Raw genomic sequence first — 16111 nt, 5'->3', positions numbered from 1 at the left:
AGTGGGGAACATACGTTCGCCGACCCGGTAAGTCCAGCCCCTTCCTCAACCCAGGCGGTTCGCCAGCGACTTGAACTCCGCCCAGGTCAGCGACGGCTTGTCCGCGTCCCACAGCTTCTGCACGACCGCCCGCAGCGGCAGCCGGATGCCGGCCGCGACCTGGTCCTGGGTCTGGGCGTTCGGATAGTCGCCCCACACCGCGAAGGAGCCGCCGAGGATCTGGTCGTCGTACCGGGAATCGACCGCTTGCGTCCCCCGCACCACCCGCGGCGTCCACTGCTCGTAGATGCGCTGTCCCGTCGGGTAGTAGAACTGGTTGGGCTGCCCGAGGACGTAATAGAGGAACAGGTCGTTGTAGTTGACGAGGTCACGCCCCGCGCTCAGGTACTCGGCCGGCTGCCGCGCCCCGATCTCCTTGCCCGTCCAGTAGGCCACCTGGAGATCCTTGGCGGGCTGCACGGACGTACCGGGGAAGAACCCGTCGTTCCAGACGCGCATCGTCTTGCCGTGCCCCCGGACCGTGTCGGCACGGTCGTTCAGCCAGCCGGTCGTGAGGTCGGCGACGGTCCCGCCGGAGCCGTAGGCCTCCCGCGCGGCGGTGGCGAGCTGCGGGTACGACGCCTCCGGGTTCGAGGCCATCAGCGCCCGGTACTCGTCGCCGCCCAGGTTCCAGCGGTCGCCGGGGAAGAGGTCGGCGTACTCCGCCAGCAGCTCGTCGACGATCGTCGCGGCCGCGTCCTGCGAGATGTCCACCGCACCGCGCGCGGCGACGCCCGAGGCGTTGACGAGCTGGAGGCTCGGGTGCGCGGCGATGACGGCGCCGAGATGTCCGGGCGAGTCGATCTCGGGGACGATCGTGATGTGCCGCTCGGCGGCGAGGTCGATGATCCGCTCGATCTCGGCCCGGGTCAGATGCTGGTCGGACACCACCTCGGGGTGCGACCGCGACTCGATCCGGAAGCCCTGGTCGTCGGAGAAGTGCAGCCCCAGCTCGTTGAACTTGAGATCCCCGAGCTCCCGCACCCGGTCCTCGATCCACCCCGCGGTGTAGTGCTTGCGCGCGATGTCCAGCATGAACCCGCGCACCCGCTTGGCGGGCGCGTCCTTGACGACCCCCTCGGGGGCCGCACCCCCGCCGTGCACGGTCTGCTTCAGCGTCCGCGTGCCGTAGAACACGCCGGCGTCGGCGGGCCCGCCGATGGTGACCCGCCCGCCGCGCACGGTCATGGTGTACGACTCCGGGTCGCCCCCGGCGTCGTCGTTCAGCACGAGCCGCAGATCCCCGTCCCGCGTGTCGCCCTTCTCCCCCGCGTACGTCAGCCCCAGCTCACCGGCGACCAGCCGCCCCTCGTCGGCGAGTTCCGCGTCGCTCACCACGACCCGCTCCCCCCGCCGCGGCCGCCATCCCGGCCCGCGCTCCGGGGTGTGCGCCGCGACGGCGGGGATCGTGCGCGGGGTCCGTGAGAGGGGGTAGCTCCGGGTGGGCGTGGGAGTGGGCGCCGGTGAAGAGGCATGGGCGGAGGGCGCCGACCTCCCGTCGGACGGCTGCCGCGCCGCAGCCCCCGTGGGCCCGCTGCGATCTCCGTCCTCCGAGGCCCACAGCCCGAGCCCCACCCCGGCGGCAACCGTCACGGCCACGGCCGTCACGATCACGACCCGTGTCCTCACCTGCCGCGCCTTCCGTGCCGGCGCCCGACGCCTGTGCTGACTCACGAACCCAACCTAGGGCGTAGGGGTGGCCAGAGCTGTCCACCACACGTTCCGAAACTCTCCCGTGCGAGTGAAATTCGGGCATCCGTCGGACACGTCACGTCCACTCTCGATAGCGTGACGTCACACCTCTCCCAGCATCCCCTGCCGAAACACACGTGACGCCCACACACCTTCCCGGCCGAGTCGCCATACCGGCGCTGCCCACCGTCCTCGACGCCTTCAACGTCGCCCCCGCCGACGAGGCCCGCAAGCTCCTCCTCACCTGCCTCCGCAGCCTCCGCTGGGCCGACCGCGTCACCGCCCACCGCCCCTACCCCGACGCCCCCGCCCTACTCGCCGCGTCCGACGAGGCGGCGTACGACCTGACCCCGGCGGACCTGTCGGAGGCCCTGGCGGGCGAGACATTGACGGCATTGCCGGACGAGACGTACGACATCGCGCATATGGCACTTGATGCCGCGCACGCCGCATACGAGGCGAAGTTCGGGCATGCGTTCGTGATCTGCCTGGACGGTCTGAAGCCGGACGAGGCCTTGGACCACGTACTGGCAGGAATCCGGTCACGATTGACAAACGATCCGGAGGAGGAACGGGTAGTGGCGTCGGAGGAGCTACGACGCCTGGCAAAGGCGCGTTTGGTGGATGCCCTCAGGGGCGCGGGGAACTGCGCGAACAACCCCCACAGCGCCGCACCCGGCAAATAACCGGACACCCCACCCCATTAGCCGCACCGCTCTCACCCATACGCATGCCACTTTGATCACACCGGTAGGCCCGGCGTAAGCCCCGCAGGGAACCGTCGCTACGATGCTGGGGGCCGGTGGACCGTACCCGGCCGGGCCCGACCGACAGCACAAGCCGGCGCGGCCCCAATCCCCGCTCCCGGAGGGACTTCCGTGCCGGCTGGAACGCTGTACCGCGGCCGGGAAGGAATGTGGTCCTGGGTGGCTCACCGAGTCACCGGCGTCCTCATCTTCTTCTTCCTGTTCGTTCACGTGCTGGACACCGCTCTCGTCCGTGTCTCCCCTGAGGACTACGACAGGGTCGTGGCCACGTACAAGACGCCGATCGTCGCCGTGCTGGAGTACGGCCTCGTCGCCGCCATCCTCTTCCACGCGCTCAACGGCCTGCGGGTCATCGCCGTCGACTTCTGGTCGAAGGGCCCCCGCTACCAGAAGCAGATGCTGTGGTCCGTCGTCGGCCTGTGGGTCGTGCTGATGATCGGGGCGATCTACCCCGTCCTCGGCCACGCCGCTCGTGAACTGTTCGGGAGCTGACACCCATGTCCACCACCGAGAAGACCGCTGACGTCTCGGGCATCGGCCCCGTCGAGGGCGCCGACGTCTACAGCGTCGACAACCCGGCCCCCCTCATCGAGGCGCCGCGCAAGCGCACCAAGAAGACCCCGAAGTCCACGCGGGGCAACTTCGAGATGGCGGCCTGGCTGTTCATGCGCCTGTCCGGCGTCGTCCTCGTCGTCCTCGTCATCGGCCACCTGCTGATCCAGCTCGTGCTGGACGGCGGCGTGTCGAAGGTCGGCTTCGCGTTCGTCGCGGGCCGCTGGGCCTCGCCGTTCTGGCAGGTCTGGGACCTGCTGATGCTGTGGCTGGCCATGCTGCACGGCGCCAACGGCCTGCGCACGGTCATCAACGACTACGCGGAGCGCGCGAACACCCGGCTGTGGCTCAAGGGCCTGCTCTACACCGCCACGGTGTTCACCATCCTGCTGGGCACGCTGGTGATCTTCACCTTCGACCCGAACATCCGCTAGGCACGGGGCTGAGGCAACCACTGATGAAGATCCACAAGTACGACACCGTCATCGTCGGCGCCGGTGGCGCCGGTATGCGCGCCGCCATCGAGTCGACGAAGCGCAGCCGCACCGCCGTGCTGACCAAGCTGTACCCCACCCGCTCCCACACGGGCGCCGCGCAGGGCGGCATGGCCGCCGCGCTGGCCAACGTGGAGGAGGACAACTGGGAGTGGCACACCTTCGACACGGTCAAGGGCGGTGACTACCTGGTCGACCAGGACGCCGCCGAGATCCTGGCGAAGGAGGCCATCGACGCCGTCCTCGACCTGGAGAAGATGGGCCTGCCGTTCAACCGGACGCCCGACGGGACGATCGACCAGCGCCGCTTCGGCGGTCACAGCCGCAACCACGGCGAGGCCCCGGTCCGCCGGTCCTGCTACGCGGCCGACCGCACCGGCCACATGATCCTCCAGACGCTGTACCAGAACTGCGTGAAGGAGGGCGTGGAGTTCTTCAACGAGTTCTACGTCCTCGACCAGCTGATCACCGAGGTCGACGGCGTCAAGAAGTCGGCCGGCGTGGTGGCCTACGAGCTCGCGACCGGCGAGATCCACGTCTTCCAGGCGAAGGCCGTGATCTACGCCTCCGGCGGCACCGGCAAGTTCTTCAAGGTGACGTCGAACGCGCACACGCTGACCGGTGACGGCCAGGCCGCCGTCTACCGCCGCGGGCTGCCGCTGGAGGACATGGAGTTCTTCCAGTTCCACCCGACCGGCATCTGGCGCATGGGCATCCTGCTGACGGAGGGCGCCCGTGGTGAGGGCGGCATCCTCCGCAACAAGGACGGCGAGCGCTTCATGGAGAAGTACGCGCCGGTCATGAAGGACCTCGCGTCCCGTGACGTCGTGTCCCGCTCCATCTACACGGAGATCCGCGAGGGCCGCGGCTGCGGTCCCGAGGGCGACCACGTCTACCTCGACCTCACGCACCTCCCGCCGGAGCAGCTGGACGCCAAGCTCCCGGACATCACCGAGTTCGCGCGCACCTACCTCGGCATCGAGCCGTACACGGACCCGATCCCGATCCAGCCCACCGCGCACTACGCCATGGGCGGCATCCCGACCAACGTCGAGGGTGAGGTCCTGGCGGACAACACCACGGTCGTGCCGGGCCTGTACGCGGCCGGCGAGGTCGCGTGCGTCTCGGTGCACGGCGCGAACCGTCTGGGCACCAACTCGCTCCTGGACATCAACGTGTTCGGCCGCCGTGCGGGCATCGCCGCCGCCGAGTACAGCCACACGGCCGACTTCGTCGAGCTGCCGGAGAACCCGGCGGAGTTCGTCATCGAGCAGGTCGAGCGGCTGCGCAACTCGACGGGCACGGAGCGCGTGTCGGTCATCCGGCGCGAGCTGCAGGAGACCATGGACGCCAACGTCATGGTGTTCCGCACCGAGCAGACGATCAAGACGGCGGTCGAGAAGATCGCGGAGCTGCGCGAGCGCTACAAGAACGTCGCGATCCAGGACAAGGGCCGTCGCTTCAACACGGACCTGCTGGAGGCGATCGAGCTCGGCAACCTGCTGGACCTCGCCGAGGTCATGGCGGTGTCGGCGCTCGCCCGCAAGGAGTCCCGCGGCGGTCACTACCGCGAGGACTACCCCAACCGCGACGACGTCAACTTCATGCGCCACACCATGGCGTACCGCGAGGTCGGCGACGACGGCACCGAGTCCATCCGTCTCGACTACAAGCCGGTCGTCCAGACCCGCTACCAGCCGATGGAGCGTAAGTACTGATGGCTACCCCTGTTCTGGACAAGGTCGAGGCGGAGTCCGCGGCCTCTCCCTACATCACCGTCACCTTCCGGGTCCGCCGCTTCAACCCGGAGGTCTCGGCCGAGGCGACCTGGGAAGACTTCCAGCTGGAGATCGACCCCAAGGAGCGCGTCCTCGACGGCCTCCACAAGATCAAGTGGGACCTGGACGGCACGCTGACGTTCCGCCGCTCCTGCGCCCACGGCATCTGCGGCTCGGACGCGATGAGGATCAACGGCAAGAACCGTCTTGCCTGCAAGACCCTCATCAAGGACATCAACCCCGAGAAGCCGATCACGGTCGAGCCGATCAAGGGTCTGACGGTCCTGAAGGACCTGGTCGTCGACATGGAGCCGTTCTTCCAGGCGTACCGCGACGTGATGCCCTTCCTCATCACGAAGGAGACGAACGAGCCGACGCGTGAGCGTCTGCAGTCCGCCGAGGACCGCGAGCGCTTCGACGACACGACGAAGTGCATCCTCTGCGCGGCCTGCACGTCCTCGTGCCCGGTCTTCTGGAACGACGGCCAGTACTTCGGCCCGGCGGCGATCGTGAACGCCCACCGCTTCATCTTCGACAGCCGTGACGAGGCGGGCGAGCAGCGCCTGGAGATCCTCAACGACCGCGACGGTGTGTGGCGCTGCCGCACCACCTTCAACTGCACGGACGCCTGCCCCCGTGGCATCGAGGTCACGAAGGCGATCGCCGAGGTGAAGAAGGCCCTGATCACGCGCCGGTTCTGAGCTCGGTTCCGGTACGGCTTCTCATACGGCTGCGAGGGCCCCGTTCCCGTTGGGAGCGGGGCCCTCTGGCGTGCGGGGCGACGTTCGGGCGACAGGAGCACCTCGTCAGGGACGGTGTCGAGGCGTACTGACCCCGGCCGGCTACAGCTGGCTCAGGATCGTCCGGTCCGTGATCTTGGTGTCCGCGGCCAGCATCATCGCCTTGCTGAGGATGACCGCGAGCATCCGGTCGCCCTCGTAGGGGAGGTAACCGGCCTGCGGGGCCTCGGGGTTGGACTTGGGGACGATGCACAGGTACTGGTCGTTCGGGGTGCGCAGGATGTTGCCCGAGCCGAGGTGGATCTTGTACGTGTGGCGGTCGCCCTTGACCTGGAGGAAGCGGCCCTCCAGCGTGCAGCGGTCGGCTATCGCCAGCCTCGGTATCAGGCGCTCCAGCAGCGTGCGGCGGGTCTCGGCGCTCGCACCCAGTTCACCGAAGCCGTACGACGTCCAGTAGTCCTGGAAGCGGCCGCCGGGGCCGCCGTCCTGCCAGGTCGGGTCGTTGCCGACGCTCGCGACTCCGACGAACAGGTCCACGTCCCGCAGGACTTCGGAGAGGACCAGGGGCGGGATGTCGGTCAGGGGCAGCGGGCCGGCCGGGGCCGCCCCGCCCTGCGACCGCATGCGGTACTCGCCGCCGCAGCAGTGCGCGGAGTTCTCCGCCGCGTCGATCGGGTAGAAGCGGACCTGGTCGGTGCGCAGCCGCAGGAAGCTGCCGGAGTCCGTGAGGTCGTCGCGGTTCTCGCCGCCGTCGCCCTGGATCCAGTACTCGGCGCGCAGGCCCCACGCGGGCAGCTCCCGGGTGGCGGGCGGCGCCTCGTCGTCCACGCTCAGGCGCAGCTTGTTGCGCCAGCCGCGGACCGCCGCGAGGGCGTGGAACTGGTGCTGACGGAGGTAGTGCGCGGCGAAGCGGTTGGAGTAGGTGCCCGTCGTGCGTTCCGCGTCGGTGAGGAGATAGACCTCTCTGTGGGCCTGCTTGAACGGCTGGGTGATGCCGTGCCGCTCCAGCCAGTCGCGCCAGGCGACGATCTCGGCGGGTTCATGGCCGACGGGGTGCCAGAGCGTGACCTCGGTGCCGCCGTCCACGGGGTCGTCGGTGAGGGTGCGCAGGGCGCCGTCGGCGTAGCCGGCCGTGGTGCCGTCGACCGTCCACAGCAGGCGGCGGGCGAGGGTGCCGACGAGGGGGTGGTCGAGGTAGCGCTCGCGCCAGGCGGCGTAGGTCCAGGTGCGGCGGGCCACGAACTGGCGGTCCAGTCGCTCGCTCTGGGCCGAGAGCATCTTGTCGATGTCCTTGACGGCCGCCTTGAGGTCCTTGAGCTCGTCGGGGTGGTCGCGGCGGACGTCGGCGGGGACGCTCTTCACGGCCTTCCCCGTGGCGTTGCGCCAGCTCAGCGTCGCCTTGGTGCCATGCACCTCGATCGTCGCCGTGCTCTCGCCGAGGTGGTGTTCGGCACGGCCCACCTCCGTCAACCCGTAGGCGGGGACGGCCAGTTCCTCGATCTCCTCGCGGCTGAGCCCCATGGCCTCGGCGCGCGTGTCGAGTGCGGTGTTGAGCAGCTTGAGCGTGCCCTTGTAGGTGACGCGGGTGGCGAGGCGGGCGAGTTCGGCGAGGGCCGGCTCGCTGTCGATGCGGGCCAGGGCGGTGACACCGGCGTTGGCGACCTTCGGGTTGACCGGGCCCAGGCCGGAGACCTTCTTGAGCGAGGTCTCGACGAGGGCGCCCAGGGTGCGGGCGGTCTCGGGGTGCGGGGGCACGAAGGAGAGGAGCCAGGTCAGTCCGCGCAGCGCGTCGGCGTTGTACGGGTCGAAGGTGACGTTGGGGTCCGTGCCGTACGGCGTGACGAGCAGGGGGCGGGTGCGGGGGCGGCCCACGAGGCGCAGCCAGGCGGTCAGGCGTTCCCGCACCGGCTCCGCGCCGACGGCCTCCACGAGCGCCCGCCCGGTCTTCTCCCACGGGGCGGAGGGGCGGGCGGCGGTGGCCGTGGTCGCGTGGGCGACGAGCCGTGACCAGCTCTCGTCCCGTTCCGCCAGGTCGGCGAGGGCCTGGTCGGACCAGGCCTCTCCCGGGTTCACCACGGGGTGGGTGAGCGTCGCGATCACGGGGCTCAGCCTGTCCTTCCCGTTCCACGTCGTCAGCCGTGTGCGGCGGAGCATCGCGACGAAGTCGCCCGGGAGTTCGTGGCCGTCGGCGCGCTCCAGTGCGGTGAGCCGGAGGAGTTGGGTCACGTCGTGATGCGCCTCCTGCTCGGACAGCAACGCGATCAGGGCGGGTCGCAGGTCTCGCGGAGGGTCGTCGTCCGTCGTGCGGTCCCGCAGGTTGGCCAGCATGTGCATGATGTACCGACGGCCGTCCGCGCCCTGCTCCAACTCGAAGTAGTGCTGGGCCAGGCGGTGCAGCAGCGCGGGCCGGAACGGGGGGTCGACGACGCGCAGCGCCTTGAGGACCTCCTGTTCGGGGCCGCCCCACGGGCCTCCGACCAGCTCGGCGAGCTCCAGCAGCCGCGGCACGACACGCTCGGCGTCCTCGGCCGCGAGAAGTGCGAGAACTTCCTGGATCAGCTCGGTGCGTCCCTCGGTCGGCTCGGTCATCAGCCACCCACCAGGGCCACGAGCTTGAGGAACGTGACCTCCGTCGACAGGCCCAGCTCGATCTCCTCGTCGAGCTCGGTCACCTGGCGGTCGCCGACGAGCACCAGGAAGCCGTTGCCCGCGAACGCCTTCAGCGCCAGGGCCGTCTGCTTCTCCGGGTCTATACGGCGAGGGGTGCGCAGCGCGTACCCGTTGAGCACCCGCTCGGTGTCCTCCGGCTGCACCAGGCCCTGGAAGACCTCGGGCGTGCGCGCGTTGTACTCGGCGACCTCCTGGAAGACCCGGCGGCGGATCAACTCCCGCACGCTGAGCCGCTCCTCGGCGATGTCCAGCCCCCAGCCGTCGCTGCGGCCCCCGCTTGTCGTCTCGTCGACGAACGTCACGAATCCCATGCCGCCGACAGTACGGCCCCCCACTGACAACGCCGTTCCCGCACGGCTCACCGCACAGCGGCCGACCCCGCTCCCGCGTGACTCACCGCACCAGCGGACGGCTCCACTCCCGTGCCCCGGCCGCCCGCATCAGCTCGACGGTGACCAGCGGGTGCACGAGTTCTACGTAACGGACCTGGCTGGTCAGGGACTTCCGCAGCTGGCGCATGCTGCGGGCGCCGAACGACGCCGCGCCCCCGACTCCCGCGGCCCGCGCCAGCTTCTCGATCCCGACCTTGCACTCGGTGGCCTCGGCGTCCCGGCAGACGTGGATCTCGACGTCCCCCGCCCACAGCCCGAGGACGGCCTTGTAACGCACGTCGGCGCCGGCGTACGTCACCACCGCGAGGTGCCGGTCCGCGGTCTCGTCCCCCGGCCCGTCCAGGGCCAGTCTCTCCGCGGTCCCGGCGAACGCCGCCCGTACCTCGGCGAAGAAGGCCTCTGCTCCCGGAACCATCCCCGTCCCCTCCGTCGTACGGCGCTGGCGAGGGCTCAGCGTACCGACGCGGCGCGTGCTTTCTCGGCTCAATGAGTGACCTCGTGGGCGGTCCGTCCGGCAACCGTCGTCCCGGCACCTAATCTGATCGCATGTCAGATGACGAGTCGTACGAACTGCTCGGTTTCGACAACGTGCTGCTGCCCGTCGGCGATCTCGGCGAGGCCGTCGGGTTCTATGAACGCGCGGGATTCCCGGTGGGGTTCCGGCTCGACGAGGCCGGGATCGCGCTGCTGAAGGTCGGCGGTGAGACGCCCGGGATCCTGCTCCGGCAGGACGAGGCGGTGGGGCACCGTCCACCGCCGTGGCCGTCCCCGCGCGTGTGGCTGGAGGTGCCGGACGCGCGCGTGGCCGCGCGCACGCTGCGCGGCGCCGGAATCGCGCTGCTGGACGAGCCGTTCTCCGTGGCCACCGGCTGGACCGTGGAGGTCGCCGACCCCTGGGGCAACGTCCTCGGGTTCACCGACTACACCAAGCGTCCGGAGCTCGCTCGCAGGTCGTGACGCGGGTGCCTCTAGGCTCTCGTACCGTGCCCGCGAAGAACGTAGAGAACGCAGAAGACCACGACGGCGCCGCGCCGTCCAGCAAGTCCGAGCAGACCCGTGCCCTCATCCTGGAGACCGCCATGCGGCTGTTCCAGGAGCGCGGCTACGACAAGACGACCATGCGGGCCATCGCCAAGGAGGCCGGCGTCTCCGTCGGCAACGCGTACTACTACTTCGAGGGCAAGGAGCACCTGATCCAGGGCTTCTACGACCGGATCGCCGCCGAGCACCAGGTGGCGGTCCGGGAGGTCCTGGCACGGGAGACCGACCTGGAGGCGCGGCTCGCGGGCGTGCTGCGGGCGTGGCTGGACATCGCCACGCCGTACCACGAGTTCGCGGTGCAGTTCTTCAAGAACGCCGCCGACCCCGACAGCCCGCTCAGCCCCTTCTCCGAGGAGTCGGAGCACGCGCGCGTGGAGGCGATCTCCGTCCACCGCCAGGTGCTGGCCGGGACGAAGACCAAGGTGCCGGAAGAGCTGCGGGACGTGCTGCCCGAGCTGATGTGGCTGTCCCAGATGGGGCTGGTGCTGTACTGGATCTTCGACCGGACGCCGGGGCGGGAGCGGAGTTACCGGCTCGCCGAGCGCGGGGCGCGGCTCACCGCGCGCGGGGTGGCGCTGGCCCGGTTCCGGGTGCTGCGGCCGCTCGTGCGGGAGGTGCACGAGCTGTTCACGGACTTCCTGCCGGGGATGACGAAGATGATGCCCGACCCCGGCAGGAGGCCCGAGTAGTCCGCCTCAGTTGACGGCGTCGACCTCGCCCTCGGCCAGCTCCACGTCGTACACCAGCGGCCCGTCCCCGACGACGACGTGCCCCGCGCGTGAGCCGTACGAAGCCGCCGTCGCCGCCAGGAGATACGTCCCCGGCGCCGGGACCGACACGATGTAGGAGCCGTCGGCCAGGGACACCACCCGGTCCAGCTGGCGTCCGCCGCGCGTGAGCAGCGTGACCGCCGCGCCCTCGACGGGCTGGCCGTCCTCGTCGCGGACGAAGCCGTGGACGGCGGAGGCCGGGCCGTCCGGGGTCGCCGCCACCGGTGCGGGCTCGTCCTCCTTGGGCTCGACCGCCAGGTGCGGCAGCCGCTTCTCCAGCCACCCCGGCAGCCACCAGTTGGAGTTGCCGAGCAGATGCATCGCGGCCGGCACCAGCGCCGTACGCAGGACGAACGCGTCCAGGGCCACCGCGGCCGCCAGCCCGACACCCGCCATCGCCGCGCCCGAGTCACCGCTCAGGACGAAGGCGAGGAAGACACACACCATGATCAGCGCCGCGCTGTTGATGACCCGGCTGGTCTCCGCCAGACCGACCCGCACCGCGCGCGCGTTGTCCTTGGTGTGGACCCACTCCTCGTGCATCCGGCTCACCAGGAACACCTGGTAGTCCATGGAGAGGCCGAAGAGCAGCGACAGCATGATGACCGGCAGGAAGGCGTTGATCGGGCCCTCCTTGCCGAGGCCCAGCATCTCCAGCCCCCAGCCCCACTGGAAGACCGCCACGAGGACACCGAAGGAAGCCGCCGCGGCGATCAGGTTCATCAGGGCGGCCGTCAGCGGGACGACCAGGGAGCGGAAGGCGACCAGCAGGAGCAGGAAGCCGAGGCCGATGATCGTCGCGATAAACAGCGGCAGGCGGTCGCCGGTGACCGACGCGAAGTCCTTGGAGACGGCGGTCACGCCGCCCACGTGGGCCTGGGCGCCCGCCTGCGGGATCACGTCGTCCCGCAGGGTGTCGATCAGGTCGTCGGTCTCCTTGGACTGCGGTGACGTCGTCGGCACGACCTGGATCACCGTCACACCCTTCGCGGGCGGCAGTGCGGCGACCCGGGCGACGCCGGGGGCCGACTCCAGGCCCTTGACCAGCGCGGTCGTGTCCCCGCCCTCGGTGACCACCTGGAGCGGGCCGTTGAAGCCCGGCCCGAAGCCCTCGGCGAGCAGGTCGTAGGCCTTCCTGGTGGTCGTGGAGCCGTCGTCGTTGCCCTGGTCGGTGGCGCCGAGGCGGAGCGAGAGGACCGGGATGGCGAGGACGGCCATGACGACCAGGGCGAGCGCGGCGATCCTGCGGGGACGCTTCTCGACGTTCACCGACCAGCGGGCGGCCAGGCCGCTCGCCTTCTCCTGCTCGGGTCCCTCCGCCGCCAGCTTCCGGCGCTGGCGGCGGCTGAGGACGCGCGGGCCGAGCAGACCGAGCAAGGCCGGCAGCAGCGTGGTGGCCGCCAGCACGCTCAGGACCACCGTCAGCGAGGTGCCGACGACCACGCCGTCCAGGAAGCGCAGCCGCGTCACGAGCATGCCGGCGAGCGCGATGCAGACCGTGCCGCCCGCGAACAGCACCGCGCGGCCGGAGGTGTTGAGGGCGGTGACCGCCGACTCCTCCGGGTCCATGCCGCGCAGGATGCCGCGCCGGTGCCGGGTGACGATGAACAGGGCGTAGTCGATGCCGACGCCGAGGCCGATCAGGGAGGCGAGCAGCGGGGCGATGTCCGGGATGTCGGTGGCGTGGCTGAGCAGCTGGGTGGAGAACAGACCCATGCCGACGCCGAACACCGCGATCGCGATCGGCAGCAGCATCGCGAAGAGCGACCCGAAGGCCAGGAACAGCACGACGGCCGCCGCGACGATGCCGACCATCTCCGACAGGCCCTGCGGCGGCTCCTGCACCCGCTGGATGGCCTGGCCGCCCAACTCAACCTGGAGGCCGCCGCGTTCAGCCGCCTGCGCGGTGTCGACGACGTCCTCGACGAGCTCCTTGGGCACCTCGTTCGCGCGCTTGGCGAAGGTCAGCTGCGCGTACGCGATCTTGCCGTCCTTGCTGATCTGCGCGGCCCCCTGGGCGCCGTAGGGGCTGGTCACCGCGCCGACGCCGGGCATCTTCGCGATCTTCTCGAGGGCCGGCTCGATCCGGTCCTGGACCGCCCGGTCCTTCACCGAGCCCTCGTCGACCTTCCACACCACGGTGTCCGTGTCGCCCGAGGTGTTCGGGAAGGCCTTCTCCATCAGGTCGTACGCGCTCTTGGAGTCCGTGTCCGGGAGGGAGAAGACGTTCGCGTAGTTCGTGCCCGCCGCCGAGGCCGAGAAGCCCAGACCGAACAACGCCCCCACCCACAACAACAGGACCACCAGCCGGTGCCGATAGCACCACCGTGCCAATGCCGCCACGCTCAACACTCCCCAGTCGGTTGTCGGTCGGTCCCCCAGGTCCTGGGCAACAAGACTGGCGGCGCGGTACGTGCCGGGACACCGCAGCCCGCCGACTCTCAAGGAACTCCAAAGAGCCGAACCCGCCCGGCTGTCAGTGGGGCCGCCGATACTGGGGGCATGACGACGGCTCCAGGCACCGTGCTGGTCGTGGAGGACGAGGAGAGCATCGCGGACGTCCTCGCCATCGCGCTGCGCTACCACCGGTTCGAGGTGATGGTCGCGGGCAGCGTCCGCGAGGCCCTGGCGCTCGCCGAGCGCACCCGGCCCGACGCGGCGCTGCTCGACGTGATGCTGCCCGACGGCGACGGCCGCGCCCTGGGCAGGCAGCTGCGCGCCGAGCGGCCGGACCTGGCGCTGGTGTTCCTCACCGCCCGCGACTCGCCCGCCGAGGTCGTCGGCGCCCTCGGCTTCGGCGACGACTACATCACCAAGCCGTTCAACATCGACGAGGTCGTCGCCCGGATCACCGCCGTCCTGCGCCGCACCCGCCCCGCCGACGTGCTGCCGCAGCGCCCCCTGCTGCGCTACGGCGACCTGGAGCTGGACGAGACGACGTACTCGGTGCACCGCGCGGGCCGCTCGGTCGAACTCACCCCCACCGAGTACGCGCTGCTGCGTTTCCTGGTGCGCAACGGCGGCCGGATCGTGCCCAAGGAGCAACTGCTGCGCCATGTCTGGCAGTACGAGCACACCCCGCCCGAGTCGACCGTCGTGGAGACGTACATCAGCTATCTGCGGCGCAAGCTGGACGCCCTGGGACCGCCGGTGATCACCACGCGGCGCGGCGTCGGGTACGGGCTGGCATGAAGCTCCGCAAGCTCGGCTGCAGACGCGGCATCCACTCCCTGCGCGCGAAGCTGACGCTGGCGAACGTGGCGCTGCTCGCGCTCGGCATCGTCGCGGCGACCGCGGTGAGCGTGATGGGCATGCGGTACTACCTGCTCGACCAGATCGACTCCGATCTCGCCAAGTCGCGCGAGACGATGGGCAGTTCGCGGCTGACCATGCAGATGATCGACGACCTGAGCACGCTGGCGATCGTCCGGGAGCGGTTCCTGCTCCAGGACGACGGGGAGGCGCGGCCGGACCAGATCCTCGGCGTCGTCGACACGCACGGCGACGCCATCTCCTTGGGCGACTTCACCCCGAGCGCCCTCCAGAGGGACCTCGCGGACGCGGTGGCCGACCCGCGCGCGCTGGCCGCCGACCCCGAGCCGCGCGACATCAAGGTGCGCGGGGACTCCTACCGGGCCACCGCGACCCGGCTCACCGACGGCACGTACATCCTGTTCGCCACCTCCACCGAGGCCGTCCACAAGGGCATCGGCAAGGCCGTCAAGCTCGACCTCGCCATCGGCAGCCTGCTGCTGGCGCTGCTGGCCTGTCTGACCATGTTCAGCGTGCGGCGCCGGATGCGGCCGCTGGAGGACATGGTGGAGACGTCGTCGGCGATCGCCGAGGGCGACCTGACCCGGCGCGTCCCCTCCAGCCGGGACGCCACCCTGGAGGTCGAGCAGCTGCGCACCGCCCTCAACTCCATGCTCCACCAGGTGGAGTCGGCGCACCGCACGCGCGAGCGCAGCGCCGGGCAGCTGCGCCGCTTCGTCGCCGACGCCTCGCACGAGCTGCGCACACCGCTGTCCGCGATACGGGGCTATCTCCAGCTGTACGACCAGGGGATGCTCCAGGACCCCGACGAGCGCAAACGCGCCTGGGGGCGGGTGATGGCCGAGGCCGACCGGATGGGGCGCCTGGTGGACGAACTGCTCACGCTGGCCCGCCTCGACCAGCAGCCCGAGCTGCGCTTCCGCAACGTCGACCTGACCCGGCTGGTGCGGGACGCGGCCGAGGACCTGCGGGTGCAGCAGCCGGGGCGGCCGATCAGCGTCGACGCCGACGGGGCGCTGCTGGTGCACGCCGACGAGGCGGGGCTGCGACAGGTCCTGGGCAACCTGGTGGGCAACGTCCGCACGCACACCCCGGCCGACGTGCCGGTGCGGCTCGAGGTGGAGCGGGCCTACGGGGCCGTTCGGCTGTGTGTCGCGGACGACGGCCCGGGCCTCGCCGAGGAGGACGCCGCACGCGTCTTCGACCGGTTCTTCCGGGCCGGCGGGGGCGCGGGCAGCGGGCTCGGGCTGGCGATCGTGCAGGGGGTCGTACAGGCGCACGGCGGCCGGGTGACGGTGCGGACGGCGCCGGGCGAGGGGCTGGCGGTCACGGTGATGCTGCCGTCACGGACGTAGGCGCCCCGCGCGTGTACGGGGGCCTCACGCGGGCAGGCGCCCCGCGCGTGTACGGGGCCTCACGCGGGCAGGCCCCCCGCGCGCGTGCCTATGTATCGGCCAGTACCAGGGCCCACACCGTCTTGCCGTGCCGCCCCCGGCTCCACACCCCCCACGCGGCGGCGACGTGCTCCACCAGGTGCAGTCCGCGTCCGGACTCCTCCCCCTCCCCCACCAGCCGCAGCCGCGGCTCCAGTCGGCCCTCGTCGGAGACCTCTATGAGGCAGGAGCCGTCGGCGAGGGCGGTCACCGCGACCTCGAACTCGCGCTCCAGGAGCGGCCCGTGGCGTACGACGTTGGTGACCAGCTCCGACACCAGCAGCACCGCGTCCGCAAGGGCCGGGTCGTCATGGCCGTGCCCCCAGTCGGCCAGATGATCCCGTACCCGGCGCCGCGCCAGACCCACGGAAGCCGGATGCCGGGGCAGCCGGAAGGAGTTGCGTCTCAACACGTTTGCTCCTCACCCCACGCACACCTCCGTCACATGGTGGTGCGTCGGGCGCCCGCCC

Annotated in this window: 15 protein-coding genes; 9 read left to right on the top strand and 6 right to left on the bottom strand. The window is 70.7% G+C overall.

The features are described 5' to 3' along the window. Positions 1–45 precede the first annotated feature (45 nt). Entirely contained in the window at positions 46–1713 is a 1668-nt protein-coding gene (locus tag ACFUO4_RS20815) for a glycoside hydrolase family 20 protein (protein ID WP_383486728.1), read from the bottom strand. Between the two features lie 155 nt (positions 1714–1868). Here ACFUO4_RS20815 and ACFUO4_RS20810 point away from each other — a divergent pair, with 155 nt between their 5' ends. The 5 genes from ACFUO4_RS20810 (at position 1869) to ACFUO4_RS20790 (ending at position 6023) form a co-directional block, all read left to right on the top strand. Continuing rightward, positions 1869–2417, top strand: coding sequence for a 2-oxo-4-hydroxy-4-carboxy-5-ureidoimidazoline decarboxylase (locus ACFUO4_RS20810; RefSeq protein ID WP_383486725.1), 549 nt, complete (start codon positions 1869–1871; stop codon positions 2415–2417). 192 nt (positions 2418–2609) lie between these two features. Then, entirely contained in the window at positions 2610–2990 is a 381-nt protein-coding gene (gene sdhC, locus ACFUO4_RS20805; protein WP_079311791.1) for a succinate dehydrogenase, cytochrome b556 subunit, read from the top strand. A 5-nt stretch (positions 2991–2995) separates the two neighbouring features. Continuing rightward, the gene (locus ACFUO4_RS20800; RefSeq protein WP_079311792.1) at positions 2996–3484 is read left to right on the top strand and encodes a succinate dehydrogenase hydrophobic membrane anchor subunit; all 489 of its coding nucleotides are present in this window, start codon (positions 2996–2998) and stop codon (positions 3482–3484) included. A gap of 23 nt (positions 3485–3507) precedes the next feature. Further along, on the top strand, positions 3508–5262 hold the full coding sequence (gene sdhA, locus ACFUO4_RS20795; protein ID WP_079311793.1) for a succinate dehydrogenase flavoprotein subunit: 1755 nt from the start codon (positions 3508–3510) through the stop codon (positions 5260–5262). Further along, positions 5262–6023 carry a succinate dehydrogenase iron-sulfur subunit gene (locus ACFUO4_RS20790; protein WP_079311794.1) on the top strand — a complete coding sequence of 254 codons (762 nt, stop codon included), beginning with the start codon at positions 5262–5264 and terminating at the stop codon, positions 6021–6023. Before sdhA ends, ACFUO4_RS20790 begins: the two co-directional genes overlap by 1 nt. A 141-nt stretch (positions 6024–6164) precedes the next feature. Here ACFUO4_RS20790 and ACFUO4_RS20785 read toward each other — a convergent pair whose 3' ends face one another. The 3 genes from ACFUO4_RS20785 to ACFUO4_RS20775 all read right to left on the bottom strand — a co-directional run bounded on the left by ACFUO4_RS20785 (position 6165) and on the right by ACFUO4_RS20775 (position 9539). Next, positions 6165–8651, bottom strand: a complete 2487-nt coding sequence (locus tag ACFUO4_RS20785; protein WP_383486719.1) for a DUF4132 domain-containing protein — start codon at positions 8649–8651, stop codon at positions 6165–6167. Continuing rightward, positions 8651–9043, bottom strand: a complete 393-nt coding sequence (locus ACFUO4_RS20780; protein ID WP_079311795.1) for a hypothetical protein — start codon at positions 9041–9043, stop codon at positions 8651–8653. The genes ACFUO4_RS20785 and ACFUO4_RS20780 overlap by 1 nt, the downstream gene beginning before the upstream one ends. Positions 9044–9125: 82 nt before the next feature. After that, positions 9126–9539, bottom strand: a complete 414-nt coding sequence (locus ACFUO4_RS20775; RefSeq protein ID WP_079311796.1) for a hypothetical protein — start codon at positions 9537–9539, stop codon at positions 9126–9128. A 131-nt stretch (positions 9540–9670) separates the two neighbouring features. Between ACFUO4_RS20775 and ACFUO4_RS20770 the strand changes: the two genes are divergently transcribed. Beyond that, on the top strand, positions 9671–10081 hold the full coding sequence (locus tag ACFUO4_RS20770; protein ID WP_383486714.1) for a VOC family protein: 411 nt from the start codon (positions 9671–9673) through the stop codon (positions 10079–10081). A gap of 26 nt (positions 10082–10107) precedes the next feature. Further along, positions 10108–10854: a TetR/AcrR family transcriptional regulator gene (locus ACFUO4_RS20765; RefSeq protein ID WP_383486712.1), complete on the top strand. Its 747-nt coding sequence runs from the start codon at positions 10108–10110 to the stop codon at positions 10852–10854. Between the two features lie 6 nt (positions 10855–10860). Here ACFUO4_RS20765 and ACFUO4_RS20760 read toward each other — a convergent pair whose 3' ends face one another. Next, complete coding sequence (locus tag ACFUO4_RS20760; RefSeq protein ID WP_383487877.1) at positions 10861–13269, bottom strand: MMPL family transporter; 2409 nt, start codon at positions 13267–13269, stop codon at positions 10861–10863. Positions 13270–13437: 168 nt separating this feature from the next. Between ACFUO4_RS20760 and ACFUO4_RS20755 the strand changes: the two genes are divergently transcribed. Further along, on the top strand, positions 13438–14127 hold the full coding sequence (locus ACFUO4_RS20755) for a response regulator transcription factor (protein WP_079311799.1): 690 nt from the start codon (positions 13438–13440) through the stop codon (positions 14125–14127). Further along, positions 14124–15563, top strand: a complete 1440-nt coding sequence (locus ACFUO4_RS20750) for an ATP-binding protein (protein ID WP_383486707.1) — start codon at positions 14124–14126, stop codon at positions 15561–15563. Before ACFUO4_RS20755 ends, ACFUO4_RS20750 begins: the two co-directional genes overlap by 4 nt. A gap of 88 nt (positions 15564–15651) precedes the next feature. On the opposite strand, the gene ACFUO4_RS20745 is transcribed toward ACFUO4_RS20750, so the two are convergent. Next, positions 15652–16053 carry an ATP-binding protein gene (locus tag ACFUO4_RS20745; RefSeq protein ID WP_383486705.1) on the bottom strand — a complete coding sequence of 134 codons (402 nt, stop codon included), beginning with the start codon at positions 16051–16053 and terminating at the stop codon, positions 15652–15654. Between the last annotated feature and the right edge of the window lie 58 nt (positions 16054–16111).

It is taken from the genome of Streptomyces sp. NPDC057280 (assembly GCF_042668605.1).
Lineage (GTDB): Bacteria > Actinomycetota > Actinomycetes > Streptomycetales > Streptomycetaceae > Streptomyces.
Note: the sequence above shows the minus strand (reverse complement) of the source record. Positions and strands in the feature narration are given on the sequence as shown.